This is a genomic window from Streptomyces sp. NPDC053432 (assembly GCF_055585365.1).
Map to the genome: position 1 here is coordinate 80,876 of NZ_JBVJKF010000027.1, position 26,906 is coordinate 107,781.

Sequence of the window (26,906 nt, forward strand, 5' to 3'; positions counted from 1 at the left end):
GGATACCTCAGGACTCCTGGGTGAGGGAGACGAGCACGTCGTCCCCTTCGATCTTTACGGGGTATACGGGTACGGGGCGCGTCGCGGGCAGACCGGAGGGCTTGCCGGTGCGCAGGTCGAAGGCCGACCCGTGCAGCCAGCACTCGATCATGCAGTCCTCGACCTCGCCCTCCGAGAGGGAGACGTTCGCGTGCGAGCAGATGTCGTTGATCGCGAACACCTCCCCGTCGGTGGAGACGATGGACACCGGCGTTCCGTCGAGTTCCACCCGCTTGGGGGTGTTCTCTTCGAGCTCGCTCAGCGCACAGGCCTTGAGGTAGGTCATCAGACGGCCGCCGCCAGCTCGGCCTCGATCTTCGCGATCAGTCGCTCCTCGATGTCCGGGACACCGATCTGCTGGACGAGCTCGGCGAAGAAGCCGCGCACGACCAGGCGGCGGGCCTCGTCGGCCGGGATGCCGCGGGCCTGCAGGTAGAAGAGCTGCTCGTCGTCGAAGCGGCCGGTGGCGGAGGCGTGGCCAGCGCCGACGATCTCGCCGGTCTCGATCTCCAGGTTCGGCACCGAGTCGACCCGCGCGCCGTCCGTGAGGACGAGGTTGCGGTTCATCTCGTAGGTGTCGGTGCCCTCGGCGGTCTTCTCGATGAGCACGTCACCGATCCAGACCGCGTGGGCGTCCTGGCCCTGGAGCGCGCCCTTGTAGACCACGTTGGACTTGCAGTGCGGGGCGTCGTGCGTGACCAGGAGGCGGTGCTCCTGGTGCTGGCCGGCGTCCGTGAAGTACAGGCCGAGCATCTCGGCCTCGCCGCCGGGGCCCGCGTAGCTGACGCGCGGGTGCAGGCGCACCAGGTCGCCGCCGAAGGTGACGACCACGGACTTGAAGCTCGCGTCGCGGCCGATCAGGGCGTTGTGCTGCGAGGTGTGCACGGCGGTGTCGTCCCAGTCCTGGACGGACACGAAGGTCACCTTGGCACCGTCGCCGACGAGGATGTCGACGTTGGCGGCGCGCACGCCGTCACCGGTGTGGTCGATCACGATGATCGCCTCGGCGAACGGCTTGATGTCGAAGACGGTGTGGCCGAAGGTCGTGCCGCCCTCGCCGTGCAGCGCGACCCGGATGGGCTCGGCGAGCACGGTCTCCTTGGGCACGGTGACGACCGTGGCCTTGGCGAACGAGGAGAAGGCCTGGGCGGAGACGCGGTCGACGGGGGCGCCGGCCTTGCCGATCCGCTCGTCGTCGCGCTCGACGGACTCGACGGTCACGCCGTCGGGCGCGTCGATCTGGGCCTTCATGGTGCCGTTGGCGACCGCGGTGCCGTCGTGCAGACCCTTGAGGCGGGCCAGCGGGGTGAACCGCCACTCCTCCTCGCGGCCGTGCGGGACCGGGAAGTCGGCCACGTCGAAGGACGGGGGCGCGCTCATCCGGGTGGCGACGGTGGACTCGGCGGCCACCGCGATCGCGCCGGCGGTGGTGGAGCCCGCCGGAATGTTTTGAGCCTCAGCCATGGCTGTCGTCTTGCTCTCTTCCTTCGTCAAAGAATGTGCTGCGGGGCGGGACGGCCGGGGACTAGCCGACCGAGCCCTCCATCTGCAGCTCGATCAGCCGGTTCAGCTCCAGCGCGTACTCCATGGGCAGCTCCTTCGCGATCGGCTCGACGAAGCCGCGCACGATCATGGCCATGGCCTCGAACTCGGTGAGCCCGCGCTGCATCAGGTAGAAGAGCTGGTCGTCGGAGACCTTGGAGACGGTGGCCTCGTGGCCCATCGTGACGTCGTCCTCGCGGACGTCCACGTAGGGGTAGGTGTCCGAGCGGGAGATCGTGTCGACCAGGAGCGCGTCGCACAGCACGTTGGACTTGGATCCGGCGGCACCCTCGCCGATCTCGACGAGACCGCGGTAGGAGGTGCGGCCGCCGCCCCGGGCCACCGACTTGGAGACGATGTTCGAGGAGGTGTTCGGCGCCATGTGGACCATCTTGGAGCCGGCGTCCTGGTGCTGGCCCTCGCCCGCGAAGGCGATGGAGAGGGTCTCGCCCTTGGCGTGCTCGCCCATCAGGTAGACGGCCGGGTACTTCATGGTGACCTTGGAACCGATGTTGCCGTCGATCCACTCCATGGTCGCGCCCTCGTACGCCACGGCGCGCTTGGTGACCAGGTTGTAGACGTTGTTCGACCAGTTCTGGATCGTCGTGTAGCGGCAGCGGCCGCCCTTCTTCACGATGATCTCGACCACGGCGCTGTGCAGCGAGTCCGAGGAGTAGATCGGGGCGGTGCAGCCCTCGACGTAGTGGACGTAGGCGTCCTCGTCGACGATGATCAGCGTCCGCTCGAACTGGCCCATGTTCTCCGTGTTGATGCGGAAGTAGGCCTGGAGCGGGATGTCCACGTGGACACCCTTGGGGACGTAGATGAACGAGCCGCCCGACCACACCGCGGTGTTCAGCGAGGCGAACTTGTTGTCACCGACGGGGATGACCGTGCCGAAGTACTCCTGGAAGAGCTCCGGGTGCTCCTTGAGCGCGGTGTCCGTGTCGAGGAAGATGACGCCCTGCTCCTCCAGGTCCTCGCGGATCTGGTGGTAGACGACCTCGGACTCGTACTGGGCCGCGACACCGGCGACGAGGCGCTGCTTCTCCGCCTCCGGGATGCCGAGCTTGTCGTACGTGTTCTTGATGTCCTCGGGCAGGTCCTCCCAGGAAGCGGCCTGCTTCTCGGTGGAGCGCACGAAGTACTTGATGTTGTCGAAGTCGATGCCGGAGAGGTCCGAGCCCCAGTTCGGCATGGGCTTCTTGTCGAAGAGCTTGAGGCCCTTGAGGCGGAGCTTCAGCATCCATTCCGGCTCGGACTTCTTCGCCGAGATGTCGCGGACGACGTCCTCGGACAGACCCCGCTTGGCCGCGGCGCCGGCCGCGTCGGAGTCGGCCCAGCCGTACTCGTAGTTGCCCAGACCCTCGAGCTCAGGGTGAGCAGTCTCCGTGGTCATGCGGGGTTCCTCCCGGCCGTACTTGCAGATACTGATGTGTCGGTCTGTGTGGCGCTCGCGCTGCGCGGAATGAACGTCGTGCACACTCCGTCGCCGTGGGCGATCGTGGCGAGACGCTGCACATGGGTCCCGAGCAGGCGGGAGAAGACCTCTGTCTCCGCCTCGCAGAGCTGCGGGAACTGCTCGGCGACGTGTGCGACCGGGCAGTGGTGCTGGCAGAGCTGTTCACCGCTGTGCGGACCGGGAGCGCTCTTCGCCGTAGCAGCGTACCCGTCCGCGGTCAACGCCTTGGCCAGGGCCTCCGTGCGGCCCGCCGGAGCGGCCGCGTCAACGGCTTCCCGGTAGCTCCGCGCCTGCGCCTCCATCCGGGACCGGGCGAAGGCGGCGACGGCCGCCTCACCCTGCTCGCCTCCGCCGACGGACTGCGCGATCCAGCGCAGGGCGTCCGCGGCGAGCGTGTCGTAGGACTGGTCGAAGGCGTCCCGGCCGCAGTCGGTGAGCGCGAACACCTTGGCGGGCCGGCCCCGGGTGCGCGTGCCGTACACACGCTGCTCACGGGGTTCGACCACGTCGTCGGCGACGAGCGTGTCGAGGTGACGGCGGACGGCGGCCTGGGTGAGGCCGAGGCGCTGGGCGAGGTCGGCGACGGTGGACGGGCCGTGGTCCAGGATCGAGCGCGCCACGCGGTTGCGGGTTGACCGCTCCCCGGTGGCGAGCTCCCCCTGGGGGGCCTCGATCTGCCGTTCGCCGTTTTTCACAACGCCATTGTTGCGTAATTAGCCGAGCCCCGACAAGCCGTGACGGAGACCACTCCTGGTGTCATCCATCACTAAGGGTTACCTAATTTGTCGACGCAGAGTTATTCGGAGGTGGATATTCCGCCTTCTCTCCGCGTGCATCCCGTGCACCGGCACACGGCTCCCACCAGCAGCCCTCCGCCCCCGGCACGGTGAGCGCCGGGTTCCGGAGGGGATCACTCAAAGACGCCGGACCGCCGGGGATCGCGAGGCCGAAAAAGGGCCGCGGCCCGGTCGTCCATGGACCGTCCCGGTGAGCACGGCCCGCGCGGGGAGAGGAGGTGGTCGCCCCGGAGGCGTGCACCACCGCGCCGGAGGGGCACCACCGGGCGGGCCCGTGACCCCTGCGCCCCCGGGACCGAGGACCCCTTCCACGGCTCCGTAGACTCATGGCCCATGAGCAACGACCCCGCCGTGGAGATCCGCGGACTGGTGAAGCGGTACGGTCCCAAGACAGCGGTGGACGGACTGGACCTCACCGTCCGCAGGGGATCGGTCACCGCGGTCCTCGGCCCCAACGGCGCGGGCAAGACGACCACGGTGGAGACCTGCGAGGGCTACCGCCGCCCCGACGCCGGGACCGTACGCGTCCTCGGGCTCGACCCGGTCGCCCAGGCCGGGGCGCTGCGCTCCAGGATCGGCGTGATGCTGCAGTCCGGAGGCGTCTACTCGGGGGCCCGCGCCGTCGAGATGCTGCGCCACATGGCCAAGCTGTACGCCGACCCGCTGGAGGTGGGCCCCCTGGTGGAGCGCCTCGGCCTCGGCGGCTGCGGCCGCACCCCCTACCGCCGGCTCTCCGGCGGCCAGCAGCAGCGCCTGGCGCTGGCCATGGCCGTGGTCGGCCGCCCCGAGCTGGTCTTCCTGGACGAGCCCACGGCCGGCCTGGACCCGCAGGCCCGCCGCGCGACCTGGGACCTCGTGCGGGAGCTGCGCGCCGACGGGGTCACCGTCGTACTCACCACCCACCACATGGACGAGGCCGAGCAGCTCTCGGACGAGGTCGCCATCGTCGACGCGGGCCGGGTCATCGTGCACGGCAGCCCCGAGGAGCTGTGCCGGGGCGGCGCCGAGAACACGCTGCGCTTCACCGGCCGCCCCTCCCTCGACCTCGCCTCGCTCCTGAAGGCACTGCCCGACGGCACCCAGGCCGCCGAGCTCACCCCGGGCGCCTACCGGGTCACCGGCGCCGTGGACCCGCAGCTCCTGGCCACCGTCGCCTCCTGGTGCGCGCAGCACGGCGTGATGCCCAACAGCCTCACCGTGGAGCGGCACACCCTCGAAGACGTCTTCCTGGAACTGACCGGTAAGGAGCTGCGCGCATGAGCGCCGGTACGTTCACCCCCAACCCGGGAGCGGCCCCGGTGTCCCGCATGGTCCTCGCGCAGACCGCGCTGGAGACCCGGATGCTGCTGCGCAACGGGGAGCAGCTGCTGCTCACCGTGATCATCCCGGCTCTGCTGCTGACCCTCTTCTCGGCCGTCGACATCGTGGACACCGGGACGGGCGAGTCCGTGGACTTCCTGGCCCCCGGCATCCTGGCCCTCGCGGTGATGTCGACCGCCTTCACCGGCCAGGCCATCGCCACCGGCTTCGACCGCCGCTACGGGGTCCTCAAGCGGCTCGGGGCCTCCCCGCTGCCGCGCTGGGCGCTGATGGCGGCCAAGACCCTGTCGGTGCTGGTCACCGAGGTGCTCCAGATCGCGCTGCTGACGGCGATCGCCCTGGCGCTGGGCTGGTCCCCGCACGGTGACCCGCTGTCGGTCGCCGCGCTGGTCCTGCTCGGCACCGCCGCCTTCTCGGGCCTCGGGCTCCTGATGGCGGGCACCCTCAAGGCGGAGATCACCCTGGCCGCCGCGAACCTGGTGTTCCTGCTGCTGCTGATCGGCGGCGGAGTGATCGTGCCGCTGGAGAAGTTCCCCGGCGCCGTCCAGGACGTCCTGGGCCTGCTGCCCATCTCGGCCCTCTCCGACGGTCTGCGCGAGGTGCTCCAGCACGGGACCGCACTGCCGTGGGGCGACGCGGCCGTGCTCGCGGCCTGGGCGGTGCTCGGCCTGGGCGCCGCGGCGCGGCTCTTCCGCTGGGAATGAAACCCCTCCCCCCGCGACGGAAAAGCCGCGAGGATGGGGCTCTCCACACATGAAGCCGGGGGGCGGACATGGTGCATCGGGAGGCCGTACTTCGGCTGGACGAGCAGTGGGCACGGGTGCGGTCGGGGGCGGCGCACGCGGAGCCCGGCGATCGCGAGCGGCTGCTCGACGAGCTGATCGCGGCCCTGCGCCCGCTCGCCGACGATCCGCAGTGCACCGCCCTGCTGGGGCTGCGGCTGGCCGACCGGGCCGCCCTGCGCTTCGCCGACGGGGACCGGGCGGGTGCCCTCGCCACGATCGAGGAGGGACTGCGCAGCTCCGAGCGCGCGGCACCGTACGCCCCCGACTTCGCCCGCTGGTACGCGCGCGGGCTGATCAACCACGGGGTGTGGCTCGCCTGGCCGCTGAGCGACGGGGCCCGGCTGCCGAGGCACCCGCTGGGGCCGGCCGCCTCCGAGGGCCCGAGCGCGATGGAACGGGCCGCCGGCGAGCGGGCACGTGACCTGACCCGCGCCGCCGTCGAGGTCTGGTCGGGCCTGGACCAGCGCGATCCGGTCAACCGGCGGGGCCTGGCCCAGGCGAAGGTGTTCCTCGGGGACCGCCTCGCGGAGCTCGGTCTCGCCGAGGAGGCGGTGGCCTGGGCCGTGGACGCGGAGTCGGACTTCCGCCAGCTGCTGCTCGCGGACACCGGCCCGGAGGAGTCGGAGGAGGCCGAGGAGGCCCTCGACCACATCGGCCGGCAGCTGGAGCTGCGCCTGCGCTTCCTCGCCTTCCCCTCGCTGGTCCGGCTGCGCACGCAGGGGCTGCTGCCCGAGCGGCTGCTGCCGCAGGCCGTGGTGGCCGCCCGGATCCAGGGGGTGGCGCAGGACGCGATCGCGGACCGGCTGGGGCTGGGCGCCGAGCAGGTTGCCACGATGCTGGAGGTCACCCCGTGGCTCGCGGTGTGGCGGGTGGAGGTGCGCGGTGCCGACGGGCTGTGGAACGTACTGGATCACCCCTGGCGCGGCTCCACGGAGGTCAGGAACCGGACGGCCCAGGAGGTGGCGTCCGAGGTGGTGCACGCCTTCACCGCCTCGGCGGACTGCCCGGGCGAGGGCGGCCACTGGCGCATCCTCCTGTGGTGGCACGAGGAGGGGGACCCGGCGGGGGCCCGCTTCCGGCTGCTCGCCGGCCCCGACACCACCCCCTCGTGAAACTTTGCACAAGTCGGCCCATACGATAGGGGCCGTGTTGAACCCATTCGCATACATCGCAGCCCGCTGGACGCCGTCACCCCGGACCGTCCGGCGCGCCGCGTCCGCCGCGCTCGTCATGAGCGTGCTCATCGTCGTCACCGGCGGCGCGGTGCGGCTGACCGGATCCGGTCTCGGCTGCGACACCTGGCCCAAGTGCACGGACGACAGCCTGATCGTGACGCAGGCGCAGGGCTTCCACGGCGCCGTCGAGTTCGGCAACCGGATGCTGACGTACGTGCTGTGCGCGGCGGTCGGCGGGATCATCCTCGCGGCCCGCTCGGCGAAGCCGTGGCGGCGTTCGCTGACGAAGCTCGGCTGGCTGCAGTTCGCCCTCGTGATGGGCAACGCGGTCCTCGGCGGCATCACGGTCCTGACGGGGCTCAACCCGTACAGCGTGGCAGGCCACTTCCTCCTCGCCACCTCGCTGATCACCGTGACCACGATCACCTGGCAGCGCACCCGCGAGGGCGACTCCGCCCCCCGGCCGCGGGTGCCCGGCCCGGTGCGCAAGCTTTCGTGGGCGTTGCTCGCGGTCTCCCTCGTGCTGATCGCGGCAGGCACGGTGGTGACCGGTTCCGGACCGCACGCCGGCGACCGCAGCGAGATCAAGCGGATGCCGTTCGACTGGGCGACCACCGCCCACGTGCACGCCGTCGCCGCCTGGGCGGTCTGCGCGCTGGCCCTGGCGATGTGGCTGGCGCTGCGCGTGGTCGACGCGCCCGAGGACACCCGGGCCCGGGCCCGTGACCTGCTGGTCGTGCTGCTGGCGCAGGGTGCCATCGGTTACGTGCAGTACTTCACGCGGCTGCCCGAGGTCCTGGTCGCCGCCCACATGCTCGGCTCCTGCCTGGTGTGGATCGCGGTGCTGCGGGTCGCGCTGAGCCTGCGCGAGCGGCCCGCGGAGCAGGCGGAGATCCCCGCCCAGGGCGACCCGCAGCTCACCGCGGTCTGAGCTCTAGCCCCGTTCGTCCAGCCGGTACACGCGGCGGGCATTGCCCGCCGCGACCATGGCGGCCACCCGCTCGGCGTCCCGCCAGGACCAGGCCCCGTCGGCGACCCAGCCGCCCAGCACCCGGCCCAGCGCCTCCCGGAACACCAGGGCGCCGACCGCGTGCAGTTCGGGGAGCCGGCCCGCGCCGCTGGAGAACATCAGCTTCCCGAAGGGCGCGAGCTCCAGCAGCTCGGCCAGTACGGTCGCGGCTCCGGCGCCGGTCCGTCCGAGAGCCGGGCCTGTGTCCGCGTAGACGTGCGGGAAGGCCCCGGCCAGCCGCGCCGCGTGCCGGTGGTGCGGGTACTCCCCCAGCAGCACGAGCCGCGCGCCCAGGCCCTCGGTGGCCCGTGCGAAGGCGGTCAGCGAGGCCGCGTCCCCCGCTCCCGTACGGAGCTGGAGCGGCAGCCCGGATGCCACCGCGGTCCACAGCAGGTGCCCCAGCAGCACGGGGTCCCGTACGGCTCCGCCCTTCGGCCGCCCTTCCAGCCACCGCCCGGCCGCCCCGCGGACCTCGCCGGGACCGGGCGGCTCGGCGGCCAGGCCGGGGCCGGCGGCGCAGGTGAAGGCCGCGGCCCCGGTGGCGGCGTGGTGGACGGCGCCGGCGAGGTTGGCCAGGAAGGCGGCCACCGTCCCGGAGGTGTCGGCGGCCTGCTCGGCCAGTAGTTCCAGCCGGACCGCCTCGAAGGCCTCGGCGTCCCCGGCGAGCGCCAGTTCCTTGGGGGCGGTGAGGTCCCCGGACTCCCCGGTGTCGACCAGGTAGGCGCTGACCCCGGAGCCCCTCAGCAGCAGCCGCGCCGACTCGGCCACGCCGAGCTCGCGGCGCCGGGCCAGGTAGCGGGCGGGGGCGGCGTGCGGTTCCAGCCCGAGCAGCGGCGGGCACCAGCGGCGCACGGCGAAGCCGGTCTGGGTGTCGAAGAAGGTGGTGCCCGCGGCGGGCGGGCCCGCCGCGGGGAGCAGCTGGGCCTCGAAGGTGCCCAGGCCCAGCTCCGTACGGAGTACTCCGTGGCAGTACTGGTCCACCAGGGGCGGCGTTTCGATCATCCGGGCATCCCGTTGCGGACGTGAGGAAGGGGCTTCCACACGTCCTAACGGGTGAGCGGGGTGTGAGGTGTTGCTCGCGCTGTTGACCGAGACGGCACCGGATCGGCGGGCGCCGGGTCAGGCCGCCGGGTGGGCGGCTCCGCCGATCTGGATGCCGGCCATGCGCGTCCACTCGTACGGGCCGGTCTTCACGCGCGCGGCGAACTCGCCGTCGAACTCCTCGTGCAGGGTCAGGCCGGCCTTCTCGGCGGCCAGCCGCGCCACGGCGAAGGTCGGGGCGACCAGGTCGCCCCAGCCGCCGTCCGTGCCGACGAGCACGATGCGGGTGCCGGCCTGGCCGATGTGGGCGAGCTGGCCCTCGGCGCCGCCGTGCTCCTTGGCGAAGGCGGCAATCTGCTTGGCCAGCCTGGCCGCCTTGCGGTCCTCCTTCTTGTCCGCGGCGCCTGCGGCGTCCGTGATGTCTGCGGTGTCTGCGCTGTCTGCCATGGAGGGCATGCTACCGGCGAGTAATCAACGGAGGAAGGGATCCACGGCCACCGCCACGAACAGCAGCGACACGTAGGTGATCGACCAGTGGAACAGACGCATCTCCTTGAGCTTCGCGCCCGTCACGCCCGCCTTGGCCCGCGCGTGCAGCGCGTGCGCCTCCCACAGCCACCAGCCGCCCGCGAGCAGCGCGACGGAGGTGTAGAACCAGCCCGTGTAACCCAGAGGGGTCAGCAGCAGCGAGACGCCCACCATCACCCAGCTGTAGAGCACGATCTGCCGCGCCACGACCTTGTTCCCGGCCACCACCGGCAGCATCGGCACGCCGACACGCGCGTAGTCGTCCTTCACCTTCATCGACAGCGGCCAGTAGTGCGGCGGCGTCCAGAAGAAGATGACGAGGAAGAGGATGACCGCGGCCCAGGAGACCTCGTTCTTCACCGCCGACCAGCCGATCAGCACCGGCATGCAGCCCGCGATGCCGCCCCAGACGATGTTCTGCGCGGTGCGCCGCTTCAGCAGCATCGTGTAGACGACCACGTAGAAGAGGAGCGCGCCGAGCGCGAGCGCCGCCGACAGCCAGTTGATGAGCAGGCCGAAGAACAGGGTGGAGACCACGCCGAGGGTGATGCCGAAGGCCAGGCACTCCCGCGGGGTGACCATCCCGGTCACCAGGGGGCGCTGCGAGGTCCGGTCCATGAGCGCGTCGATGTCGCGGTCGATGTACATGTTCAGGGCGTTGGCGCCGCCCGCGGACAGGTAGCCGCCGAAGCAGGTCGCGAGGACCAGCCACAGCGAGGGCACGCCCTGCTCCGCCAGGAACATCACCGGCACTGTGGTGATCAGCAGAAGTTCGATGATCCGCGGCTTGGTCAAAGCCACGAAAGCCATGGCCCTGGCCCCGAACGGCCGGTGACCGGGGCTCGTCCCGAGCACCCCCGCTGGACGGGATTCGACGGCCGTCACACGCACCCCTGAGAGAGAAACCAGCAAGCTCCGTAAGGGCTTGCACGTACCACGCCACTGTAGACGTTGGTCATACGTCGCCCTGCGCGGGGGTCGCGTCGTGTTGGACCGATCGGAGCTGAACAACCGGTGACGGAGTGTGGGCACTCGAATAGCTGCACGCCGTTGCGGGGGTAGGCTCGGAATCGCGCCGGTGCACCGTTCGTCACCGGGATTCAGACATGTGGAGAGGAGCCCTGACTCACGGTGAGCACCAAGCCGACGACCACAGAGCTCGAATGGACCGAACTGGACCAGCGGGCCGTCGACACCGCCCGCATCCTGGCCGCTGACGCGGTCCAGAAGGTCGGAAACGGCCACCCCGGTACGGCCATGAGCCTGGCCCCCGCCGCGTACACCCTCTTCCAGAAGGTCATGCGGCACGACCCGGCCGACCCCGAGTGGGTGGGCCGCGACCGTTTCGTGCTCTCCGCGGGGCACTCGTCCCTCACCCTCTACACCCAGCTGTACCTCGGCGGGTTCGGGCTGGAGCTGGACGACCTCAAGGCGTTCCGCACCTGGGGCTCCAAGACCCCCGGGCACCCGGAGTACGGCCACACGGCCGGCGTCGAGACCACCACCGGCCCGCTCGGCCAGGGCATCGCCAACGCCGTGGGCATGGCCATGGCCGCCCGCTACGAGCGCGGTCTGTTCGACCCGCAGGCCGCCCCGGGCACCTCCCCGTTCGACCACATGGTCTACGCGATCGCGGGTGACGGCTGCCTCCAGGAGGGCATCTCCCACGAGGCGTCCGCCCTCGCCGGCCACCAGAAGCTCGGCAACCTGGTGCTCCTGTGGGACGACAACCACATCTCCATCGAGGGTGACACGGAGACCGCCGTCTCCGAGGACACCATGAAGCGCTACGAGGCGTACGGCTGGCACGTCCAGCGCGTCGAGCAGCAGGCCAACGGCGACCTCGACCCGAAGGCGCTGTTCGCCGCCCTCCAGGCCGCCAAGGCCGAGACCGGCCGCCCGTCCTTCATCGCGGCCCGCTCGATCATCGCCTGGCCCGCCCCGCACGCCCAGAACACCGAGGCCGCCCACGGCTCGGCCCTCGGCGACGACGAGGTCGCCGCCACCAAGCGCGTCCTCGGCTTCGACCCGGAGCAGACCTTCGAGGTCTCCGACGAGGTCATCGCGCACACCCGCGCCCTCGGGGACCGCGGCCGCGACGCCCGCGCCGAGTGGGAGAAGGAGTTCTCCGCCTGGCGCACCGCCAACCCGGAGCGCGCCGCCGAGTTCGACCGCATCAACGCCAACGAGCTGCCCGCGGGCTGGGAGGACAAGCTCCCCGCCTTCGAGGCGGGCAAGGGCCTCGCGACCCGCGCCGCCTCCGGCAAGGTGCTGGAGGCGCTGGGCGCGGTCATCCCGGAGCTGTGGGGCGGCTCGGCCGACCTGGCCGGCTCCAACAACACCACCATCGACAAGAACTCCTCGTTCCTGCCGGTGGGCAACCCGCTGCCGGAGGCCGACCCGTACGGCCGGACCATCCACTTCGGCATCCGCGAGCACGCCATGGCCGCGGCCATGAACGGCATCGCCCTGCACGGCCACACCCGCATCTACGGCGGCACCTTCCTGGTGTTCTCCGACTACATGCGCAACGCCGTCCGCCTGTCCGCGCTGATGCACCTGCCGGTGACCTACGTGTGGACGCACGACTCCATCGGCCTCGGCGAGGACGGCCCGACCCACCAGCCGGTCGAGCACCTGGCCTCGCTGCGCGCCATCCCGGGCCTGAACATCGTCCGCCCGGCCGACGCGAACGAGACCGCCGTCGCCTGGCGCGAGATCCTGACGCGCCACACCAAGGTGTTCGGCAAGGGCGCCCCGCACGGTCTGGCGCTGACCCGCCAGGGCGTGCCGACGTACGAGCGCAACGAGAACGCCGCCAAGGGCGGGTACGTGCTCTTCGACGCCGAAGGCGGCGACGCGCAGGTCGTCCTCATCGGCACCGGCTCCGAGGTGCACCTGGCCGTCGAGGCCCGCGAGCAGCTCCAGGCCGAGGGCATCCCCACCCGGGTCGTCTCCATGCCGTCCGTGGAGTGGTTCGAGGAGCAGGACCAGGAGTACAAGGACAGCGTCCTGCCGGCCTCCGTCAAGGCGCGGGTCGCGGTCGAGGCGGGCATCGGCCTGACCTGGCACCGTTACGTGGGTGACGCCGGCCGGATCGTCTCGCTGGAGCACTTCGGTGCCTCGGCCGACGCGAAGGTGCTGTTCCGCGAGTTCGGCTTCACCGCCGAGGCCGTGACCGCAGCCGCCAAGGCCTCGCTCGCCGCCGCCGCGCGCTGACGCCCGTACAACACCAACAGGAGATGCAATTCCCATGACAGACGCACTCAAGCGCCTCTCCGACGAGGGCGTGGCGATCTGGCTGGACGACCTGTCCCGCAAGCGCATCACGTCCGGCAACCTGGCGGAGCTCATCGACCAGTCGCACGTGGTCGGTGTCACCACCAACCCGGCGATCTTCCAGAAGGCGATCAGCGGCGGCGAGGGCTACGAGCAGCAGCTCACCGACCTCGCCACCCGCAAGGTCACCGTCGACGAGGCCCTGCGCATGATCACCACGGCGGACGTCCGCGACGCCGCCGACATCCTGCGCCCGGTCTACGACCGCACCGACGGCCAGGACGGCCGCGTGTCGATCGAGGTCGACCCCCGTCTGGCCCACCGGACGGACGCGACCATCGCCGAGGCCAAGCAGCTCGCCTGGCTGGTGGACCGCCCGAACACGCTGATCAAGATCCCGGCGACCAAGGCCGGCCTGCCGGCGATCACCGAGGTCATCGGCAGGGGCATCAGCGTCAACGTCACGCTGATCTTCTCGCTGGAGCGCTACCGCGAGGTCATGGACGCCTACCTGGCGGGTCTGGAGAAGGCCAAGGCCGCCGGCCTGGACCTCTCCCTGATCCACTCGGTCGCCTCCTTCTTCGTGTCCCGCGTGGACACCGAGATCGACAAGCGCCTGGACGCCGTCGGCACCGACGAGGCCAAGGCCCTCAAGGGCAAGGCGGCCCTCGCCAACGCCCGTCTGGCCTACCAGGCCTACGAAGAAGTCTTCGCCTCGGACCGCTGGACCGCCCTGGAGAAGCACGGCGCCAACAAGCAGCGCGCGCTGTGGGCCTCGACCGGCGTCAAGGACCCGGCGTACAAGGACACCCTGTACGTGGACGACCTGGTCGCCCCGAACACGGTGAACACCATGCCGGAGGCCACCCTGGAGGCCACCGCCGACCACGGCCGGATCACCGGTGACACCGTCCGCGGCACCTACGAGCAGGCCCGCGCCGAGCTCGACGCGGTCGCGAAGCTGGGCATCTCGTACGACGATGTCGTTCAGCTGCTGGAAGACGAGGGCGTCGAGAAGTTCGAGGCGTCCTGGAACGACCTGCTGAAGTCGACCGAGGCGGAGCTTGAGCGCCTCGCCCCCACGGAGGCCTGAACACCTTGTCTGTAAACGGAGCGAACCCGCTTCGTGACGCACAGGACCGGCGGCTCCCGCGCATCGCGGGGCCGTCCGGCCTGGTCATTTTCGGCGTTACGGGTGACCTGTCGCGCAAGAAGCTGATGCCTGCCGTCTACGACCTCGCCAACCGCGGCCTGCTCCCGCCGGGCTTCTCGCTGATCGGCTTCGCCCGCCGCGAGTGGGAGCACGAGGACTTCGCACAGGAGGTGTACGAGGCCGTCAAGCAGCACTCGCGCACCCCCTTCCGGGAGGAGGTCTGGCAGCAGCTGGTGCAGGGCTGCCGGTTCGTGCAGGGCGACTTCGACGACGACGCGGCCTTCGAGACGCTGAAGGCGACGATCGACGACCTCGACAAGGCGCAGGGCACGGGCGGCAACTTCGCCTTCTACCTGTCCGTGCCGCCGAAGTTCTTCCCCAAGGTGGTCCAGCAGCTCAAGAACCACGGGCTGGCCCAGAAGGAGGGCTCGTGGCGGCGCGCCGTCATCGAGAAGCCCTTCGGTCACGACCTGAAGAGCGCCGAGGAACTCAACAAGGTCGTCCACGAGGTCTTCCCGCGTGACGAGGTCTTCCGGATCGACCACTACCTCGGCAAGGAGACCGTCCAGAACATCCTGGCGCTCCGCTTCGCGAACACCATGTTCGAGCCGATCTGGAACCGGTCGTACGTCGACCACGTCCAGATCACGATGGCCGAGGACATCGGCATCGGCGGCCGGGCCGGTTACTACGACGGCATCGGCGCGGCCCGTGACGTCATCCAGAACCACCTGCTCCAGCTGCTCGCGCTGACCGCGATGGAGGAGCCCGGCTCCTTCCACCCCAAGGCGCTGGTGGCGGAGAAGCTCAAGGTGCTGACGGCGGTGCAGCTGCCGGAGGACCTGGGCAAGCACACCGTGCGCGGCCAGTACGCGGCCGCGTGGCAGGGCGGCGAGAAGGTCGTCGGGTACCTCGAAGAGGACGGCATCGACCCCAAGTCGAAGACCGACACCTACGCGGCCATCCGCCTGGAGATCAACAACCGCCGCTGGGCGGGCGTCCCCTTCTACCTGCGGACGGGCAAGCGCCTGGGCCGCCGGGTGACGGAGATCGCGGTGGTCTTCAAGCGGGCCCCATACCTTCCGTTCGAGTCGGGCGCGACCGAGGAGCTGGGGCAGAACGCCCTGGTCATCCGGGTCCAGCCGGACGAGGGCGTCACGGTCCGCTTCGGCTCCAAGGTCCCGGGCACCTCCATGGAGGTCCGCGACGTGACGATGGACTTCGCCTACGGCGAGTCCTTCACGGAGTCGAGCCCCGAGGCGTACGAGCGGCTCATCCTCGATGTGCTGCTGGGCGACGCGAACCTCTTCCCGCGTCACCAGGAGGTCGAACTGTCCTGGAACATCCTCGACCCGATCGAGGAGTACTGGGACAAGCACGGCAAGCCCGCGCAGTACCCGGCGGGCACCTGGGGGCCGGTCGAGGCGGACGAGATGCTCGCACGAGACGGACGGAGCTGGCGCCGGCCATGAAGATCGACCTCACGGAGACCAACTCCAGCAAGATCAACGCCGCGATGGTGCAGGCACGCCGGGACATCGGCACGCCGGCCATCGGCATGGTCCTCACGCTGGTGATCGTGACCGACGAGGAGAACGCGTACGACGCTCTCAAGTCGGCGAACGACGCGTCCCACGAACACCCCTCGCGGATCGTCGTCGTCATCAAGCGGGTCAGCCGCTCGCCGCGCAGCCGCCAGGGTGCCCGTCTCGACGCGGAGATCCGCGTCGGGACGGACTCCGGCTCCGGTGAAACGGTCGTGCTCCGCCTTCACGGCGAACTGGTCGACCACGCCCAGTCGGTGGTTCTCCCGTTGCTCCTCCCGGACGCCCCCGTGGTCGTCTGGTGGCCGGAGGGCGCCCCGGCGGACCTGGCGGGCGACCCGCTGGGTGCGCTCGGACAGCGCCGGATCACGGACACGTACTCCTCCGAGAACCCGATCGGGGCACTCGGCGCACGCGCCGAGGCCTACGCCCCCGGGGACACGGACCTGTCGTGGACGCGGATCACCCCGTGGCGTTCGATGCTGGCGGCCGCGCTGGACCAGCAGGCCCTGCAGGTCACCTCCGCGACCGTCGAGGGCGAGGGCGAGAACCCGAGCTGCGAGCTGCTGGCCATGTGGCTGGCGGACCGGCTGCAGGTCCCGGTGAAGCGGACGCCGTCCGCGGGCCCGGGTCTGACGGCCGTACGCCTGGAGACCAAGGACGGCGCGATCGTCCTGGACCGGGCGGACGGGGCTCTGGCCACGCTGTGCATGCCGGGGCAGCCGGACCGTGCGGTGGCGCTGAAGCGCCGCGACACGGCCGAGCTCCTGGCGGAGGAACTCCGCCGCCTGGACCCGGACAACACGTACGAGGCCTCGCTGAAGTTCGGCGTCTCCCGCCTGAACCCGGCCCCGGCCGAACCGGAGGCCAAGGCCGAGGAGCCCGCTGCGGCGGCCCCGAAGCCGGCGGCCAAGCCGGCGAAGAAGGCCGCGGCCAAGTAGTACGAGCGCTGCGCGGAGCGGTCCCCTAACCGCCCTTCCACCGTTCCCCGGGGCTCCGCCCCGGACCCCGGTCCTCAAACGCCGGACGGGCTGGATGTCCAGACTCGCCGGCGTGTGAGGCGCGGGGGTCCGGGGGCGGAGCCCCCGGTTTCGGGAAGGGGCGGGGTGGGGGAAAGGCCCCGCGCAGCGGCACCGCCCGCACCCGCACGCGCACCCGGCACTACCAACGAAGGAAGCCGCACATGGGTATGACGACTCCCCAGGTCGTCGTCCACCGGGACAAGGAGCTGATGGCCCAGGCCGCAGCCGCCCGGCTCATCACCAAGATCGTCGACGCGCAGGCCGCCCGCGGCACCGCGTCCGTCGTCCTCACCGGCGGCCGCAACGGCAACGGCCTCCTCGCCGCCCTGGCGACGGCCCCCGCGCGCGACGCCGTCGACTGGTCCCGCCTCGACCTGTGGTGGGGCGACGAGCGGTACGTCCCCGCCGACGACCCCGAGCGCAACCACACCCAGGCGCGCGAGGCCCTGCTGGACTCCGTCCCCGTCGACCCGGCCCGCGTGCACGTGATGCCGGCCTCCGACGGCCCGTTCGGGCCCGACGTGGACGCGGCGGCCGCCGCGTACGCCGCCGAGCTCGCGCAGGCGGCCGGCCCCGAGGACCACGGCCCGGTCCCCCATTTCGACGTGCTGATGCTCGGCGTCGGCCCGGACACGCACGTGGCCTCCCTCTTCCCGGAGCACCCGGCGGCCCGCGAGACCGAGCGCACGGTGGTCGGGGTCCACGGTGCCCCGAAGCCCCCGCCCACCCGCATCTCCCTGACGCTCCCGGCGATCCGGGCGGCCCGCGAGGTCTGGCTGCTCGCGGCCGGCGAGGACAAGGCCGGCGCGGTGTCCATCGCGCTGGGCGGCGCGGGCGGACTGCAGGCCCCGGCGGCGGCGGCCCACGGCCTCTTCCGCACCCTGTGGCTCCTGGACCGCGCGGCCGCGGCCAAGCTTCCGAGCGGGATGTACCCCCCGGCCTCGTCCTGATCGTGATACGGAAGGGCCCGCTCTCCCCTGGGAGAGCGGGCCCTTCCGCGTCCGGCGTCACCGCCCGGTCGGCCGACCGATCGGGTCAGCTCCTGCCGCGGAGCCCCCGGTACACGGCGACCAGGGCCGTCGTCGAGGCGTCCAGCCCCGGCACGTCCGCGCCCTCGCTCAGCGCGGGTTCGACCCGCTTGGCGAGCACCTTGCCGAGTTCCACGCCCCACTGGTCGAAGGAGTCGATGTTCCACACCGCGCCCTGCACGAACACCTTGTGCTCGTACAGCGCGATCAGCTGACCGAGCACCGACGGGGTGAGCTCGCCCGCCAGGATGGTGGTCGTCGGGTGGTTGCCCTTGAAGGTCTTGTGCGGGACGAGCGCCTCCGGGACTCCCTCCGCCCGCACCTCCTCCGGCGTCTTGCCGAAGGCCAGCGCCTGCGTCTGCGCGAAGAAGTTCGCCATCAGCAGGTCGTGCTGGGCCGCCGGCCCCGCCTCCAGGTCCGCCACGGGCCGGGCGAAGCCGATGAAGTCCGCGGGGATCAGCCGCGTGCCCTGGTGGATCAACTGGTAGTAGGCGTGCTGGCCGTTGGTGCCGGGCGTGCCCCAGACCACCGGTCCGGTCTGCCAGTCCACCGGATTGCCCTCGCGGTCCACGGACTTGCCGTTGGACTCCATGTCCAGCTGCTGCAAGTAGGCGGTGAAACGGGAGAGGTAGTGGCTGTACGGGAGCACCGCGTGCGACTGCGCCTCGAAGAAGGCCCCGTACCAGATCCCCAACAGGCCCAGCAGCAGCGGGGCGTTCTCCTCCGGCGGCGCCGTGCGGAAGTGCTCGTCCATGGCGTGGAAGCCGCCGAGCAGTTCCCGGAAGGCGTCCGGGCCGATCGCGATCATCAGCGAGAGGCCGATGGCCGAGTCGAAGGAGTAGCGTCCGCCGACCCAGTCCCAGAACTCGAACATGTTGGCCGGATCGATGCCGAATTCCTCGACTTTCTCGGCGTTGGTCGACAGCGCCACGAAGTGCCGCGCCACGGCCGCCGGGTCGCCGCCCAGTCCGTCCAGCAGCCATGCGCGGGCCGAGGTGGCGTTGGTGATGGTCTCGACGGTGGTGAAGGTCTTGGAGGCGATGATGAACAGCGTCTCCGCCGGGTCCAGGTCACGCACGGCCTCGTGCAGGTCCGCGCCGTCCACGTTCGACACGAAGCGCACCGTCAGACCGCGGTCGGTGAAGGCCCGCAGGGCCTCGTACGCCATCGCGGGGCCGAGGTCGGAGCCACCGATACCGACGTTGACGACGTTGCGGATGCGCTTGCCGGTGAAGCCGGTCCAGCGCCCCGAGCGGATCTCCTCGGAGAAAGCCGCCATCTTGTCGAGCACGGCGTGCACGCCCGGGACGACGTTCTCGCCGTCCACCTCGATGACGGCGTCCCGCGGGGCGCGCAGGGCGGTGTGCAGGACCGCCCGGTCCTCCGTCGTGTTGATCTTCTCGCCGCGGAACATGGCCTCGCGCAGCTCGGCCACGCCCGTCACCGCCGCGAGTTCGCGCAGCAGCTCCAGCGTCTCGTCGGTCACGAGGTGCTTCGAGTAGTCGATGTACAGGTCGCCGACCTGCAGCGTGTAGCCGGTGCCGCGGCCCGGGTCCTTCTCGAACAGCTCCCGCAGATGCGTCTGTCCGAACTCCAGCCGGTGTTTGCCGAGTGCCGTCCACTCCTGCGTCCGGTTCAGCTTCGTACGCTCCGCATTCATCTCGGACATCAACCCGTTTCTTCCGTCCTGTCGTGCCCCGCCCAACTACAACTTAAGGGATCCGAAGCGGCTCAACCGACACAAAGAGGCCCGGTCGCGCAGGAGGAGGATTCCTGCGCGACCGGGCCTGAAGTCATGCCGTCCGCTTGCTCTCAGATCTCGCCGCGGAGCTTGGCGAGCGCCTCCGCGAGGATCGCCTCGCCGTCGGCGTCCGTACGGCGCTCCCGTACGTAGGCGAGGTGGGTCTTGTACGGTTCGGTGCGCGGCGGCGCCGGCGGGTTGTCGCGGTCCTGACCGGCCGGGAACCCGCAGCGCGGGCAGTCCCAGGTGTCCGGCACCTGCGCGTCGCTGGCGAAGCTCGGCTGCGTCTCGTGCCCGTTCGAGCACCAGAAGGAGATGCGCAGGCGGGGCGCGGACTCGCCGCGCTCGGCCTCGCCCATCGGCCCCGCGCCGACCCGGCTACCACGGATCGCGTTGCCACTTGCCACGGTCGTAACTCCCTGCGTGATGGTGCCGCGGAGTGAGGGGATTTCCGCCGCGGGCGCCCAAGTCTACGTAAGGCCCAACGCACGTCCAGTGAGCGGAGTTACTGATTCCACGTCCCTGGACGCCGGAGGCTCAATGATAGGCCGGGCGGCGCCCACCGTACTGCCGGTTGGCCGGAACGGGTCAGCTGCTCGACTTCATCAGCAGGCCGAGGGCGATGATGCACGCGAACCACAGCAGGCCGATGACGACGGTGATGCGGTCCAGGTTGCGCTCGGCGACGGAGGAACCGCCGACCGACGACTGCATGCCGCCGCCGAACATGTCGGAAAGGCCGCCGCCCTTGCCCTTGTGCATCAGCACGAGCAGCATCAGCAGGGCGCTGAAGACGATCAGGGCGATCGAGAACCCCATAATCACGGCTGATTCCTACTTTCTGGCTTTACTGGCTTTCCGGCTTTGCGGGATGTGCGCGCTGTGCGGGATGTGCGCGGGGCCAGCGGCTGATGGTTCAGCCCCTGGCCCCGCAAGGGTACGACGGATCGGCCCTACCGCATACTCACTGGTCGCGGAAGCGGACGATCCTGACGAACTCGTCCGCGTCCAGCGCCGCGCCGCCGACCAGGGCGCCGTCGACGTCGGGCTGCGCCATGATCGCCGCGATGTTGCCGGCCTTCACCGAGCCGCCGTACTGGATGCGGACCTTGTCGGCCAGCTCCTGCGAGTACAGCTCCGCGAGACGGCCGCGGATCGCCCCGCAGACCTCCTGCGCGTCCTCGGGGGTGGCGACCTCGCCGGTGCCGATGGCCCACACGGGCTCGTAGGCGATCACGATGGACTCGACCTGCTCGGCCGGGATGTCCTTGAGGCCGCCGTCGACCTGGTTCAGCGTGTACTGGACCTGCTGGCCGGCCTTGCGGATGTCGAGGCCCTCGCCGACGCACAGGATCGGGGTGATCCCGTGCTTGTAGGCGGCCTTGACCTTGGCGTTGCAGAGCTCGTCGTTCTCGCCGTGGTACTGGCGGCGCTCGCTGTGGCCGACGGCCACGTACGTGCACTTCAGCTTGGCGAGCATGGAGCCGGAGATCTCGCCGGTGTAGGCGCCGGAGTCGTGCGCGGAGATGTCCTGGGCGCCGTACTTGATCTTCAGCTTGTCGCCGTCGACCAGGGTCTGGACCGAGCGCAGGTCGACGAAGGGCGGCAGGACCGCGACCTCGACGGCGTCGTAGTCCTTGTCGGCGAGCGCGAAGGCGAGCTTCTGGACGTGGGCGATGGCCTCGAGGTGGTTGAGGTTCATCTTCCAGTTGCCCGCCATCAGCGGGGTGCGAGTGGTCATACGGGTTCAGCCCTCCAGGGCGGCGAGACCGGGGAGCGTCTTGCCTTCGAGGTATTCGAGGCTCGCGCCACCACCGGTGGAGATGTGACCGAAGGCGTTCTCGTCGAAGCCCAGGGTGCGGACGGCGGCGGCGCTGTCGCCACCGCCCACGACGGTGAAGCCGTCGCTGTCGAGGAGGGCCTGCGCGATGGCGCTGGTCCCGCCCGCGTAGTCGGGGTGCTCGAAGACGCCCACGGGGCCGTTCCAGAAGACGGTCTCCGCGTCGGCGATCTTCGACGCGTACAGCTCACGGGTCCTGGGACCGATGTCCAGACCCTCCTTGTCGGCCGGGATCCTGTCCGCGTCGACGGTGTCGAAGTCGGCCGGGGCCTTGGTCTTCAGGTCCGGGAACTCGGAGGAGACCAGCACGTCGACGGGGAGGACCAGCTCGACGCCGGTCTTCTCCGCGCGCTCCATGTACTCCGTGACCTTGGGCAGCTGGTCTTCCTGGAGCAGGGAGATGCCGACCTCGTAGCCCTTGGCCTTGAGGAAGGTGTAGGCCATCCCGCCGCCGATGAGGATGCGGTCGGCCTTGCCGAGCAGCTCGTCGATGACGGCGAGCTTGTCGGAGACCTTCGCGCCGCCGAGGACGACCACGTAGGGCCGCTGGACGTCGGCGGTCAGCTTCTCCAGGACGCCGACCTCGGTGGCGATCAGGTAGCCGGCCGCGTGCGGGAGGCGCGCGGGCAGGTCGAAGACCGACGCGTGCTTGCGGTGGACGGCGCCGAAGCCGTCGCCGACGTAGACGTCGGCCAGCTCGGCGAGCTGGTCGGCGAAGGCGCCGCGCTCGGCGTCGTCCTTCGAGGTCTCGCCGGCGTTGAAGCGCAGGTTCTCGATGACGGCGACCTGGCCGTCCGCGAGGCCGGCGACGGTCTCCTTGGCGGAGGCCCCGACGGTGTCGGTCGCGAACGCGACCTCGGCGCCGAGGAGTTCACCGAGGCGCTTGGCGGCGGGGGCGAGCGAGAAGGCCGGGTCCGGGGCGCCCTTGGGGCGGCCCAGGTGCGAGGCGACGACCACGCGGGCGCCGGCTTCGGCGAGCTTCGCGATGGTCGGCTGCACGGCGCGGATGCGGCCGTCGTCCGTGATCTCGCCGTTGGCGAGGGGCACGTTCAGGTCCGCGCGGACGAAGACCCGCTTTCCGGCGACGCCGTCGGCGAGAAGTTCGTCGATCGTCTTCATGTGTTTCTACTCCTTGTTCCCTGCGGGGCGTAGGGCCCACCGGGCGAAGAGGGTACGGGGCAAGCAACAGGGCCCGTGCGGCGCACCATCGCGCTGTCACGGACCCTGTGCTCACATCGTGCTGCCTTGCCCTACGTTCTTAGAGCTGACCGCCGACGAAGACGGTGAGGTCGACGAGACGGTTGGAGTAGCCCCACTCGTTGTCGTACCAGCCGACGACCTTGACGCTCTTGCCCTGGACCATGGTCAGGGAGGAGTCGAAGGTGCAGGAGGCGGGCCAGTTCACGATGTCGGAGGAGACGATCGCGTCCTCCGTGTAGTCCAGGATGCCCTTCAGCTGGCCCTCGGCGGCCTTCTGGAAGGCGGTGTTGACCTCGTCCTTGGTCACTTCGCGCTCCAGCTCGATGACCAGGTCGGTCACGGAACCGGTGGGGACCGGGACGCGCATCGCGATGCCGTCGAGCTTGCCCGCCAGCTCCGGGATGACCAGGGCGGTGGCCTTGGCGGCACCGGTGGTGGTCGGGATGATGTTCTCGGCGGCGGCGCGCGCCCGGCGCAGGTCCGAGTGCGGGAAGTCGAGGATGCGCTGGTCGTTCGTGTAGGCGTGGACCGTGGTCATCATGCCCTTGACGATGCCGAAGTTCTCCAGGAGGACCTTGGCCATCGGCGCCACGCAGTTGGTGGTGCAGGAGGCGTTGGAGATGACGTGGTGCCCGGCCGCGTCGTACTTGTCCTGGTTGACGCCCATCACGATGGTGATGTCCTCGTCCTTGGCCGGAGCCGAGATGAGGACCTTCTTCGCGCCTGCGGCGAGGTGCTTCGCGGCGTCCGCCCGCTTGGTGAAGATGCCCGTGGATTCGATGACGATGTCCGCGCCCAGCTCGCCCCAGGGAAGGTTCGCGGGGTCGCGCTCGGCGAAGGTCTTGAAGGTGTTGCCACCGACGGTGATCGTGTCGTCGGTGTGGGAGACCTCGGCCTTGAGACGGCCCAGGATGGTGTCGTACTTGAGAAGGTGCACCAGAGTGGCGTTGTCGGTCAGGTCGTTGACACCGACGATCTCGATGTCCGCTCCCTGCTCCAGAAGCGCCCGGAAGTAGTTGCGGCCAATTCGGCCAAAACCATTGATGCCTACGCGGATCGTCACGAACCGATCTCCTCGTGGTACGCCGGCCTGTCCCGCCGGCGAGCTGTATGGGATGTCCCCGACCGCTTACGACCCTACCTCTCCGTGAGCTTTTGAGTGACATCGATCGACGGCTGACACGCCTCGGGGACCCGTACCGGACATGCGGGAACGGGGCCCCGAGGACTTCAGCCCCCGTCACTCAGGGTGACTGCGGCGCGGGGGTGCTGGTCAGCGGTTCAGCGCACGGAGCGCCTTACCGACGAGTAGCGCGCGGTCGGCGGCGGCCGGCAGGTGCTCCAGGCCGAACCCGAGCAGAACGGTGTCACGCGTAGTGACGGCCGCATAGGACTTGAACAGCTCTCCGGAGCGGGACCAGTCGCCCGGAACCTCAGGACTTCCGGCGGGCGCGCCCTGCGCACTCCAGGCCCCGAGAGAGGTCTCGAAACCCTCAGTGGTCTGGTCCACTCCGCCGACGGACAGCCGGGCCTCGTCCGCGAAGACGCCCCGGCCGCCCGAACCCGGGTCGGTGATGTAGGAGAGCGACACCTCGACGGTCTTTCCGGCGTACGGGCTCAGGTCGAAGGCGACCTGCTTCCAGCCGCCGGAGGAACCGGTGAAGGTGTTCCAGCCGCCGCTGGTGCCCTGCGGGGCGCAGCCTCCGCCCTCGAGCGTGAGGTAGTGGCGCAGGAAGGGATGGCCGTTGATGAAGAACCCGGCCCCGCACTCCTCGGGGACGGCCGACCCGCTGAGGCCCCCGAGGTCGGGGAGGGTGGTCCAGTCCTCGCCGCCCGCCGTACGGGCTTCCAGCGCGGCGTGGTCGTAGCCCTCCTCGACGTTCCAGTTGAGGGCGAGCTTGAGCCGGGGCTGGTCGGCCGCGGTGACGCGGGTCAGGTCGATGGTGCGCACGAGGCGCTTCCAGTCGTCGTCGGTGTGCAGGGCGGAGGCCATCTGCGTGCCGGCGTAGGGGGCGTACGGGTTGACGACCCCGGCGAACTGGCCCGCCTGTGCGCTCTTGAACTGCGGGAACTGCGCGGGCGGCAGGGTCTCCGAGGTGACCGTGTAGGAGCCGGGTGCGTCCAGCGGGTTGCCAGCGGCGTTGCCGAGGGCGCCCGTGGCGCCGCCGAGGCTGCCGGCTCCGGTGAAGCCCGTCGCGCCGCTGACGGTCGTACGCCCGTAGGCGCCGAGCCAGTACTGGCTGAAGTCGTTGGTCACGGTGTCGCCGATCCGGACGTTGCCGCCCGCCAGCTCACCCGCCTCGATCAGCTTGCCGCCCTCGTTCAGGAAGTCGCGCACGGCCAGCTGGGTCTCGCCGCCGGGAGTCCTGGCTCCGGTGTAGTGGACGGCCGTACGGAAGTGGGAGAGGACTCCGAGGGGGTGCGGGGCGCCCTGGACGGCGACGTCCCAGACCGCCGCGGACCGCCCGTTGGCGCGCAGGGCGTCCACGTACTCCTGGGCGTGCTGGGCCTTGGCGCCCTCCTCGGCGATCACCAGTACGTCGGCGCGCGCCCGTTCGGCCACCGTGTAGGTGAAGTGCTCGCTGGAGACCTGCTTGCCGGAGGCGCGGTCGCGGCCGGTGAACCAGACCTCGACCTTGTCGCCGGGTTTCGTGCCCTCCACCTCGGCCCGGTACTCGTCGTACCAGTTGTTGTCGTCGCCGCCGTAGACCTCGCCGCCCTTCCAGGGCTCCAGGTCCTCGTCGTGCGTACGGCCGCCGTTGACACGGTAGTTGAGCTCCTTGTCCTTCAGCGCCTTGCGGGCCGTGACGGAGACCTTCTGGTCCTGCCCGCGGGCCGCGTAGGAGGTGCTGAAGGGGTCCAGGGTGAAGTCCGGTGCGCTCAGGCCCACGGCGGACGCCGGGCGGTCGGGGTGCGCGGCGCTCTCGCCCACCGTCAGGGCGAAGGCGAGGTTCTTGGCGAACTCGGCCTGGATGAGCTTCTCGTCGTCCGGGAAGTTGAAGCCCGAGGCGCAGTCCTCTGGCTTCCACCGGTCGTTCGGGTCGCTCTCGGAGGCCGTCTGGCAGGTGGTCATCTCCGGCGTGAACATCATGATGCCGTTGGCGTTGGCCGCCTGGCCGTCGGCCTCGCCGTTGGTGACGTAGAGCTCGGAGGAGATCTGTGGATGGTAGCCGGGGACCGCGGGGTTGTCCGGGGTGCCCGCGAGCGTCCTGTACGCGACGTCGTCGGGGGTGGGGGTGCCCACCTGCCAGCCCACCCCGTAGAGCAGCAGCTCGGCCGCGGAGTGGTAGTTGACGGCGTACTCGAAGCCGATGCGCTTCTCGAAGGCGTCGAGGGCGACGGTCTCGGGCTCGGAGGAGGCGCTCGGGCCGCGGTAGGTCTCGCTGGCCCGGTCCGGCGAGGAACCCTCGTTGTCGTAGCCCCACTTGTAGGCGAAGTTGCGGTTGAGGTCGACCCCGTCGCCGGAGGTGATCTTCCCGTCCCCGTTGTTGTCGCGCATGTTCTTGCGCCACAGCCGCTGACCGTCGGGCGCGTGCGTGTAGTCGTACCCGTCCGGGTTGGCGGACAGCAGGAACCACAGCTCGGTGGAGTCGACCAGCCCGGTGATCCGCGGGTCCTTGCCGTAGTTGTCGATGGTGTGGTGCATCAGCCGCCGGGTCATCTCGGGGGTGATCCACTCACGGGCGTGCTGGTTGGACATGTAGAGCACGGAGGGCTTGGCGCCGTCCCTGGTCCTCGCGGCGTTCTTGGTGACCTTGAGGGCGAGGATGTCCTTGCCCTGGAGGGTCTTGCCGATGGAGACGACCTTGGTCAGCCCCGGGTTCTCCCGGGCCGTGCGCAGGATCTCCTCCTGGAGACCGCCCTTGCCGCTGTACGGGCGGAACACCCCGTCGCCGGCCGCCTTGGCCCGGGCCAGGCCCGCGGCGCTCACCTTGCGCTCGGCCAGCTTGACGCCGCGGGCGCCGAGCTCCCGGGCCTGGGCACCGGTGAGGAAGAGCTCGACGCGGGCGGTCCCGGTTTCCGGGGCTCGCTCGGAGAGCTCGTGGGCGTCCTGGCCGGCGGCGAGGACGAGCGGGACCTGTTCCCGGGTGATGTCGGCGTCGTAGACCCGTACCTCGTCGGCGGCGGGCGCGGAGCCGGTCCGGCCCTGGGCCGCGGCAGCGGGCAGGACGGCGAGTGTGGTGCCGAAGACGAGTGCGCTTGCCGCGAGGATCGATCTCGCGCGGTGCCTCATATGCCCCCCTGGGCGTCGTCAGCCACGAAAGCGTTGGGGGACAGGCTCACGATCGGCCGACGCCCGTGTCAATGGGGCGTACCGCCGCACCGCCCGGAATTCAGCCGCACGGCCACACCCGGGCCCGGCCCCGCCGGCGATTGAGACGCGGGGTCGGGGGCGGAACC

General features: G+C 70.6%; 23 protein-coding genes. 9 read left to right on the top strand and 14 right to left on the bottom strand.

Features of this window, described 5'->3' with window-relative positions; all coding sequences use genetic code 11:
• Window positions 1-7: 7 nt before the first annotated feature.
• The 4 genes from ACZ6Y1_RS32695 to ACZ6Y1_RS32710 all read right to left on the bottom strand — a co-directional run bounded on the left by ACZ6Y1_RS32695 (window position 8) and on the right by ACZ6Y1_RS32710 (window position 3,738).
• A complete protein-coding gene (locus ACZ6Y1_RS32695; RefSeq protein ID WP_385132480.1) occupies window positions 8-325 on the bottom strand; it encodes a bifunctional 3-phenylpropionate/cinnamic acid dioxygenase ferredoxin subunit in 318 nt (105 codons plus the stop codon).
• Complete coding sequence (gene sufD / locus ACZ6Y1_RS32700; RefSeq protein ID WP_469638423.1) at window positions 325-1,503, bottom strand: Fe-S cluster assembly protein SufD; 1,179 nt, start codon at window positions 1,501-1,503, stop codon at window positions 325-327. The genes ACZ6Y1_RS32695 and sufD overlap by 1 nt, the downstream gene beginning before the upstream one ends.
• Window positions 1,504-1,564: 61 nt before the next feature.
• On the bottom strand, window positions 1,565-2,980 hold the full coding sequence (gene sufB, locus ACZ6Y1_RS32705; RefSeq protein ID WP_469638426.1) for a Fe-S cluster assembly protein SufB: 1,416 nt from the start codon (window positions 2,978-2,980) through the stop codon (window positions 1,565-1,567).
• The gene (locus ACZ6Y1_RS32710) at window positions 2,977-3,738 is read right to left on the bottom strand and encodes a helix-turn-helix transcriptional regulator (protein ID WP_469638429.1); all 762 of its coding nucleotides are present in this window, start codon (window positions 3,736-3,738) and stop codon (window positions 2,977-2,979) included. The genes sufB and ACZ6Y1_RS32710 overlap by 4 nt, the downstream gene beginning before the upstream one ends.
• 435 nt (window positions 3,739-4,173) lie before the next feature.
• On the opposite strand from ACZ6Y1_RS32710, the gene ACZ6Y1_RS32715 reads away from it, so the two are divergent.
• The 4 genes from ACZ6Y1_RS32715 to ACZ6Y1_RS32730 all read left to right on the top strand — a co-directional run bounded on the left by ACZ6Y1_RS32715 (window position 4,174) and on the right by ACZ6Y1_RS32730 (window position 8,051).
• Window positions 4,174-5,100 carry an ABC transporter ATP-binding protein gene (locus ACZ6Y1_RS32715; protein WP_469638432.1) on the top strand — a complete coding sequence of 309 codons (927 nt, stop codon included), beginning with the start codon at window positions 4,174-4,176 and terminating at the stop codon, window positions 5,098-5,100.
• Window positions 5,097-5,864, top strand: coding sequence for an ABC transporter permease (locus ACZ6Y1_RS32720; protein WP_469638435.1), 768 nt, complete (start codon window positions 5,097-5,099; stop codon window positions 5,862-5,864). The genes ACZ6Y1_RS32715 and ACZ6Y1_RS32720 overlap by 4 nt, the downstream gene beginning before the upstream one ends.
• A gap of 68 nt (window positions 5,865-5,932) precedes the next feature.
• On the top strand, window positions 5,933-7,057 hold the full coding sequence (locus ACZ6Y1_RS32725) for a hypothetical protein (RefSeq protein WP_469638438.1): 1,125 nt from the start codon (window positions 5,933-5,935) through the stop codon (window positions 7,055-7,057).
• Window positions 7,058-7,061: 4 nt separating this feature from the next.
• Window positions 7,062-8,051 carry a COX15/CtaA family protein gene (locus ACZ6Y1_RS32730; protein ID WP_469638441.1) on the top strand — a complete coding sequence of 330 codons (990 nt, stop codon included), beginning with the start codon at window positions 7,062-7,064 and terminating at the stop codon, window positions 8,049-8,051.
• Between the two features lie 3 nt (window positions 8,052-8,054).
• Here the strand turns inward: ACZ6Y1_RS32730 and ACZ6Y1_RS32735 are convergent, their stop codons facing one another.
• The 3 genes from ACZ6Y1_RS32735 to ACZ6Y1_RS32745 all read right to left on the bottom strand — a co-directional run bounded on the left by ACZ6Y1_RS32735 (window position 8,055) and on the right by ACZ6Y1_RS32745 (window position 10,583).
• Window positions 8,055-9,131, bottom strand: coding sequence for an amidohydrolase (locus ACZ6Y1_RS32735; RefSeq protein ID WP_469638444.1), 1,077 nt, complete (start codon window positions 9,129-9,131; stop codon window positions 8,055-8,057).
• A 117-nt stretch (window positions 9,132-9,248) separates the two neighbouring features.
• The gene (locus ACZ6Y1_RS32740) at window positions 9,249-9,617 is read right to left on the bottom strand and encodes a hypothetical protein (protein ID WP_469638447.1); all 369 of its coding nucleotides are present in this window, start codon (window positions 9,615-9,617) and stop codon (window positions 9,249-9,251) included.
• A gap of 24 nt (window positions 9,618-9,641) precedes the next feature.
• Window positions 9,642-10,583, bottom strand: a complete 942-nt coding sequence (locus ACZ6Y1_RS32745; RefSeq protein WP_469638450.1) for a heme o synthase — start codon at window positions 10,581-10,583, stop codon at window positions 9,642-9,644.
• Between the two features lie 246 nt (window positions 10,584-10,829).
• Between ACZ6Y1_RS32745 and tkt the strand changes: the two genes are divergently transcribed.
• The 5 genes from tkt to pgl all read left to right on the top strand — a co-directional run bounded on the left by tkt (window position 10,830) and on the right by pgl (window position 17,646).
• Window positions 10,830-12,917, top strand: a complete 2,088-nt coding sequence (gene tkt / locus ACZ6Y1_RS32750; protein WP_469638453.1) for a transketolase — start codon at window positions 10,830-10,832, stop codon at window positions 12,915-12,917.
• 34 nt (window positions 12,918-12,951) lie between these two features.
• Window positions 12,952-14,070 (top strand): transaldolase, encoded by a 1,119-nt coding sequence (gene tal, locus ACZ6Y1_RS32755; RefSeq protein ID WP_469638456.1) that lies wholly within the window; start codon window positions 12,952-12,954, stop codon window positions 14,068-14,070.
• Window positions 14,071-14,075: 5 nt separating this feature from the next.
• The gene (zwf, locus tag ACZ6Y1_RS32760) at window positions 14,076-15,602 is read left to right on the top strand and encodes a glucose-6-phosphate dehydrogenase (protein WP_376659660.1); all 1,527 of its coding nucleotides are present in this window, start codon (window positions 14,076-14,078) and stop codon (window positions 15,600-15,602) included.
• Window positions 15,599-16,615, top strand: a complete 1,017-nt coding sequence (gene opcA, locus ACZ6Y1_RS32765; protein WP_469638460.1) for a glucose-6-phosphate dehydrogenase assembly protein OpcA — start codon at window positions 15,599-15,601, stop codon at window positions 16,613-16,615. Before zwf ends, opcA begins: the two co-directional genes overlap by 4 nt.
• A gap of 248 nt (window positions 16,616-16,863) precedes the next feature.
• Window positions 16,864-17,646: a 6-phosphogluconolactonase gene (pgl, locus tag ACZ6Y1_RS32770; protein WP_469638496.1), complete on the top strand. Its 783-nt coding sequence runs from the start codon at window positions 16,864-16,866 to the stop codon at window positions 17,644-17,646.
• An 85-nt stretch (window positions 17,647-17,731) separates the two neighbouring features.
• Here the strand turns inward: pgl and pgi are convergent, their stop codons facing one another.
• The 7 genes from pgi to ACZ6Y1_RS32805 form a co-directional block, all read right to left on the bottom strand.
• Complete coding sequence (gene pgi / locus ACZ6Y1_RS32775) at window positions 17,732-19,384, bottom strand: glucose-6-phosphate isomerase (RefSeq protein WP_469638499.1); 1,653 nt, start codon at window positions 19,382-19,384, stop codon at window positions 17,732-17,734.
• A gap of 152 nt (window positions 19,385-19,536) precedes the next feature.
• Window positions 19,537-19,872, bottom strand: coding sequence for an RNA polymerase-binding protein RbpA (locus tag ACZ6Y1_RS32780; RefSeq protein ID WP_007263454.1), 336 nt, complete (start codon window positions 19,870-19,872; stop codon window positions 19,537-19,539).
• A 181-nt stretch (window positions 19,873-20,053) separates the two neighbouring features.
• Window positions 20,054-20,284: a preprotein translocase subunit SecG gene (gene secG / locus ACZ6Y1_RS32785; protein WP_403885100.1), complete on the bottom strand. Its 231-nt coding sequence runs from the start codon at window positions 20,282-20,284 to the stop codon at window positions 20,054-20,056.
• A 145-nt stretch (window positions 20,285-20,429) separates the two neighbouring features.
• Window positions 20,430-21,206: a triose-phosphate isomerase gene (tpiA, locus tag ACZ6Y1_RS32790; protein WP_469638464.1), complete on the bottom strand. Its 777-nt coding sequence runs from the start codon at window positions 21,204-21,206 to the stop codon at window positions 20,430-20,432.
• Window positions 21,207-21,212: 6 nt separating this feature from the next.
• A complete protein-coding gene (locus ACZ6Y1_RS32795; protein ID WP_469638467.1) occupies window positions 21,213-22,424 on the bottom strand; it encodes a phosphoglycerate kinase in 1,212 nt (403 codons plus the stop codon).
• 139 nt (window positions 22,425-22,563) lie between these two features.
• Window positions 22,564-23,568: a type I glyceraldehyde-3-phosphate dehydrogenase gene (gap, locus tag ACZ6Y1_RS32800; protein ID WP_469638470.1), complete on the bottom strand. Its 1,005-nt coding sequence runs from the start codon at window positions 23,566-23,568 to the stop codon at window positions 22,564-22,566.
• A gap of 210 nt (window positions 23,569-23,778) precedes the next feature.
• Window positions 23,779-26,739, bottom strand: coding sequence for a M14 family metallopeptidase (locus tag ACZ6Y1_RS32805; RefSeq protein ID WP_469638473.1), 2,961 nt, complete (start codon window positions 26,737-26,739; stop codon window positions 23,779-23,781).
• Window positions 26,740-26,906: the final 167 nt, after the last annotated feature.

What these genes read in the sequence shown, in the direction of transcription:
- ACZ6Y1_RS32805 (WP_469638473.1), bottom strand. Translation starts at nt 26,739, where the DNA reads ATGAGGCACCGCGCGAGATCGATCCTCGCGGCAAGCGCACTCGTCTTC.
- sufB (WP_469638426.1), bottom strand. Translation starts at nt 2,980, where the DNA reads ATGACCACGGAGACTGCTCACCCTGAGCTCGAGGGTCTGGGCAACTAC.
- ACZ6Y1_RS32725 (WP_469638438.1), top strand. Translation starts at nt 5,933, where the DNA reads ATGGTGCATCGGGAGGCCGTACTTCGGCTGGACGAGCAGTGGGCACGG.
- pgl (WP_469638496.1), top strand. Translation starts at nt 16,864, where the DNA reads ATGACGACTCCCCAGGTCGTCGTCCACCGGGACAAGGAGCTGATGGCC.
- ACZ6Y1_RS32695 (WP_385132480.1), bottom strand. Translation starts at nt 325, where the DNA reads ATGACCTACCTCAAGGCCTGTGCGCTGAGCGAGCTCGAAGAGAACACC.
- secG (WP_403885100.1), bottom strand. Translation starts at nt 20,284, where the DNA reads ATGGGGTTCTCGATCGCCCTGATCGTCTTCAGCGCCCTGCTGATGCTG.
- ACZ6Y1_RS32720 (WP_469638435.1), top strand. Translation starts at nt 5,097, where the DNA reads ATGAGCGCCGGTACGTTCACCCCCAACCCGGGAGCGGCCCCGGTGTCC.
- ACZ6Y1_RS32740 (WP_469638447.1), bottom strand. Translation starts at nt 9,617, where the DNA reads ATGGCAGACAGCGCAGACACCGCAGACATCACGGACGCCGCAGGCGCC.
- tal (WP_469638456.1), top strand. Translation starts at nt 12,952, where the DNA reads ATGACAGACGCACTCAAGCGCCTCTCCGACGAGGGCGTGGCGATCTGG.
- pgi (WP_469638499.1), bottom strand. Translation starts at nt 19,384, where the DNA reads ATGAATGCGGAGCGTACGAAGCTGAACCGGACGCAGGAGTGGACGGCA.
- ACZ6Y1_RS32715 (WP_469638432.1), top strand. Translation starts at nt 4,174, where the DNA reads ATGAGCAACGACCCCGCCGTGGAGATCCGCGGACTGGTGAAGCGGTAC.
- opcA (WP_469638460.1), top strand. Translation starts at nt 15,599, where the DNA reads ATGAAGATCGACCTCACGGAGACCAACTCCAGCAAGATCAACGCCGCG.
- ACZ6Y1_RS32735 (WP_469638444.1), bottom strand. Translation starts at nt 9,131, where the DNA reads ATGATCGAAACGCCGCCCCTGGTGGACCAGTACTGCCACGGAGTACTC.
- ACZ6Y1_RS32795 (WP_469638467.1), bottom strand. Translation starts at nt 22,424, where the DNA reads ATGAAGACGATCGACGAACTTCTCGCCGACGGCGTCGCCGGAAAGCGG.
- sufD (WP_469638423.1), bottom strand. Translation starts at nt 1,503, where the DNA reads ATGGCTGAGGCTCAAAACATTCCGGCGGGCTCCACCACCGCCGGCGCG.
- tpiA (WP_469638464.1), bottom strand. Translation starts at nt 21,206, where the DNA reads ATGACCACTCGCACCCCGCTGATGGCGGGCAACTGGAAGATGAACCTC.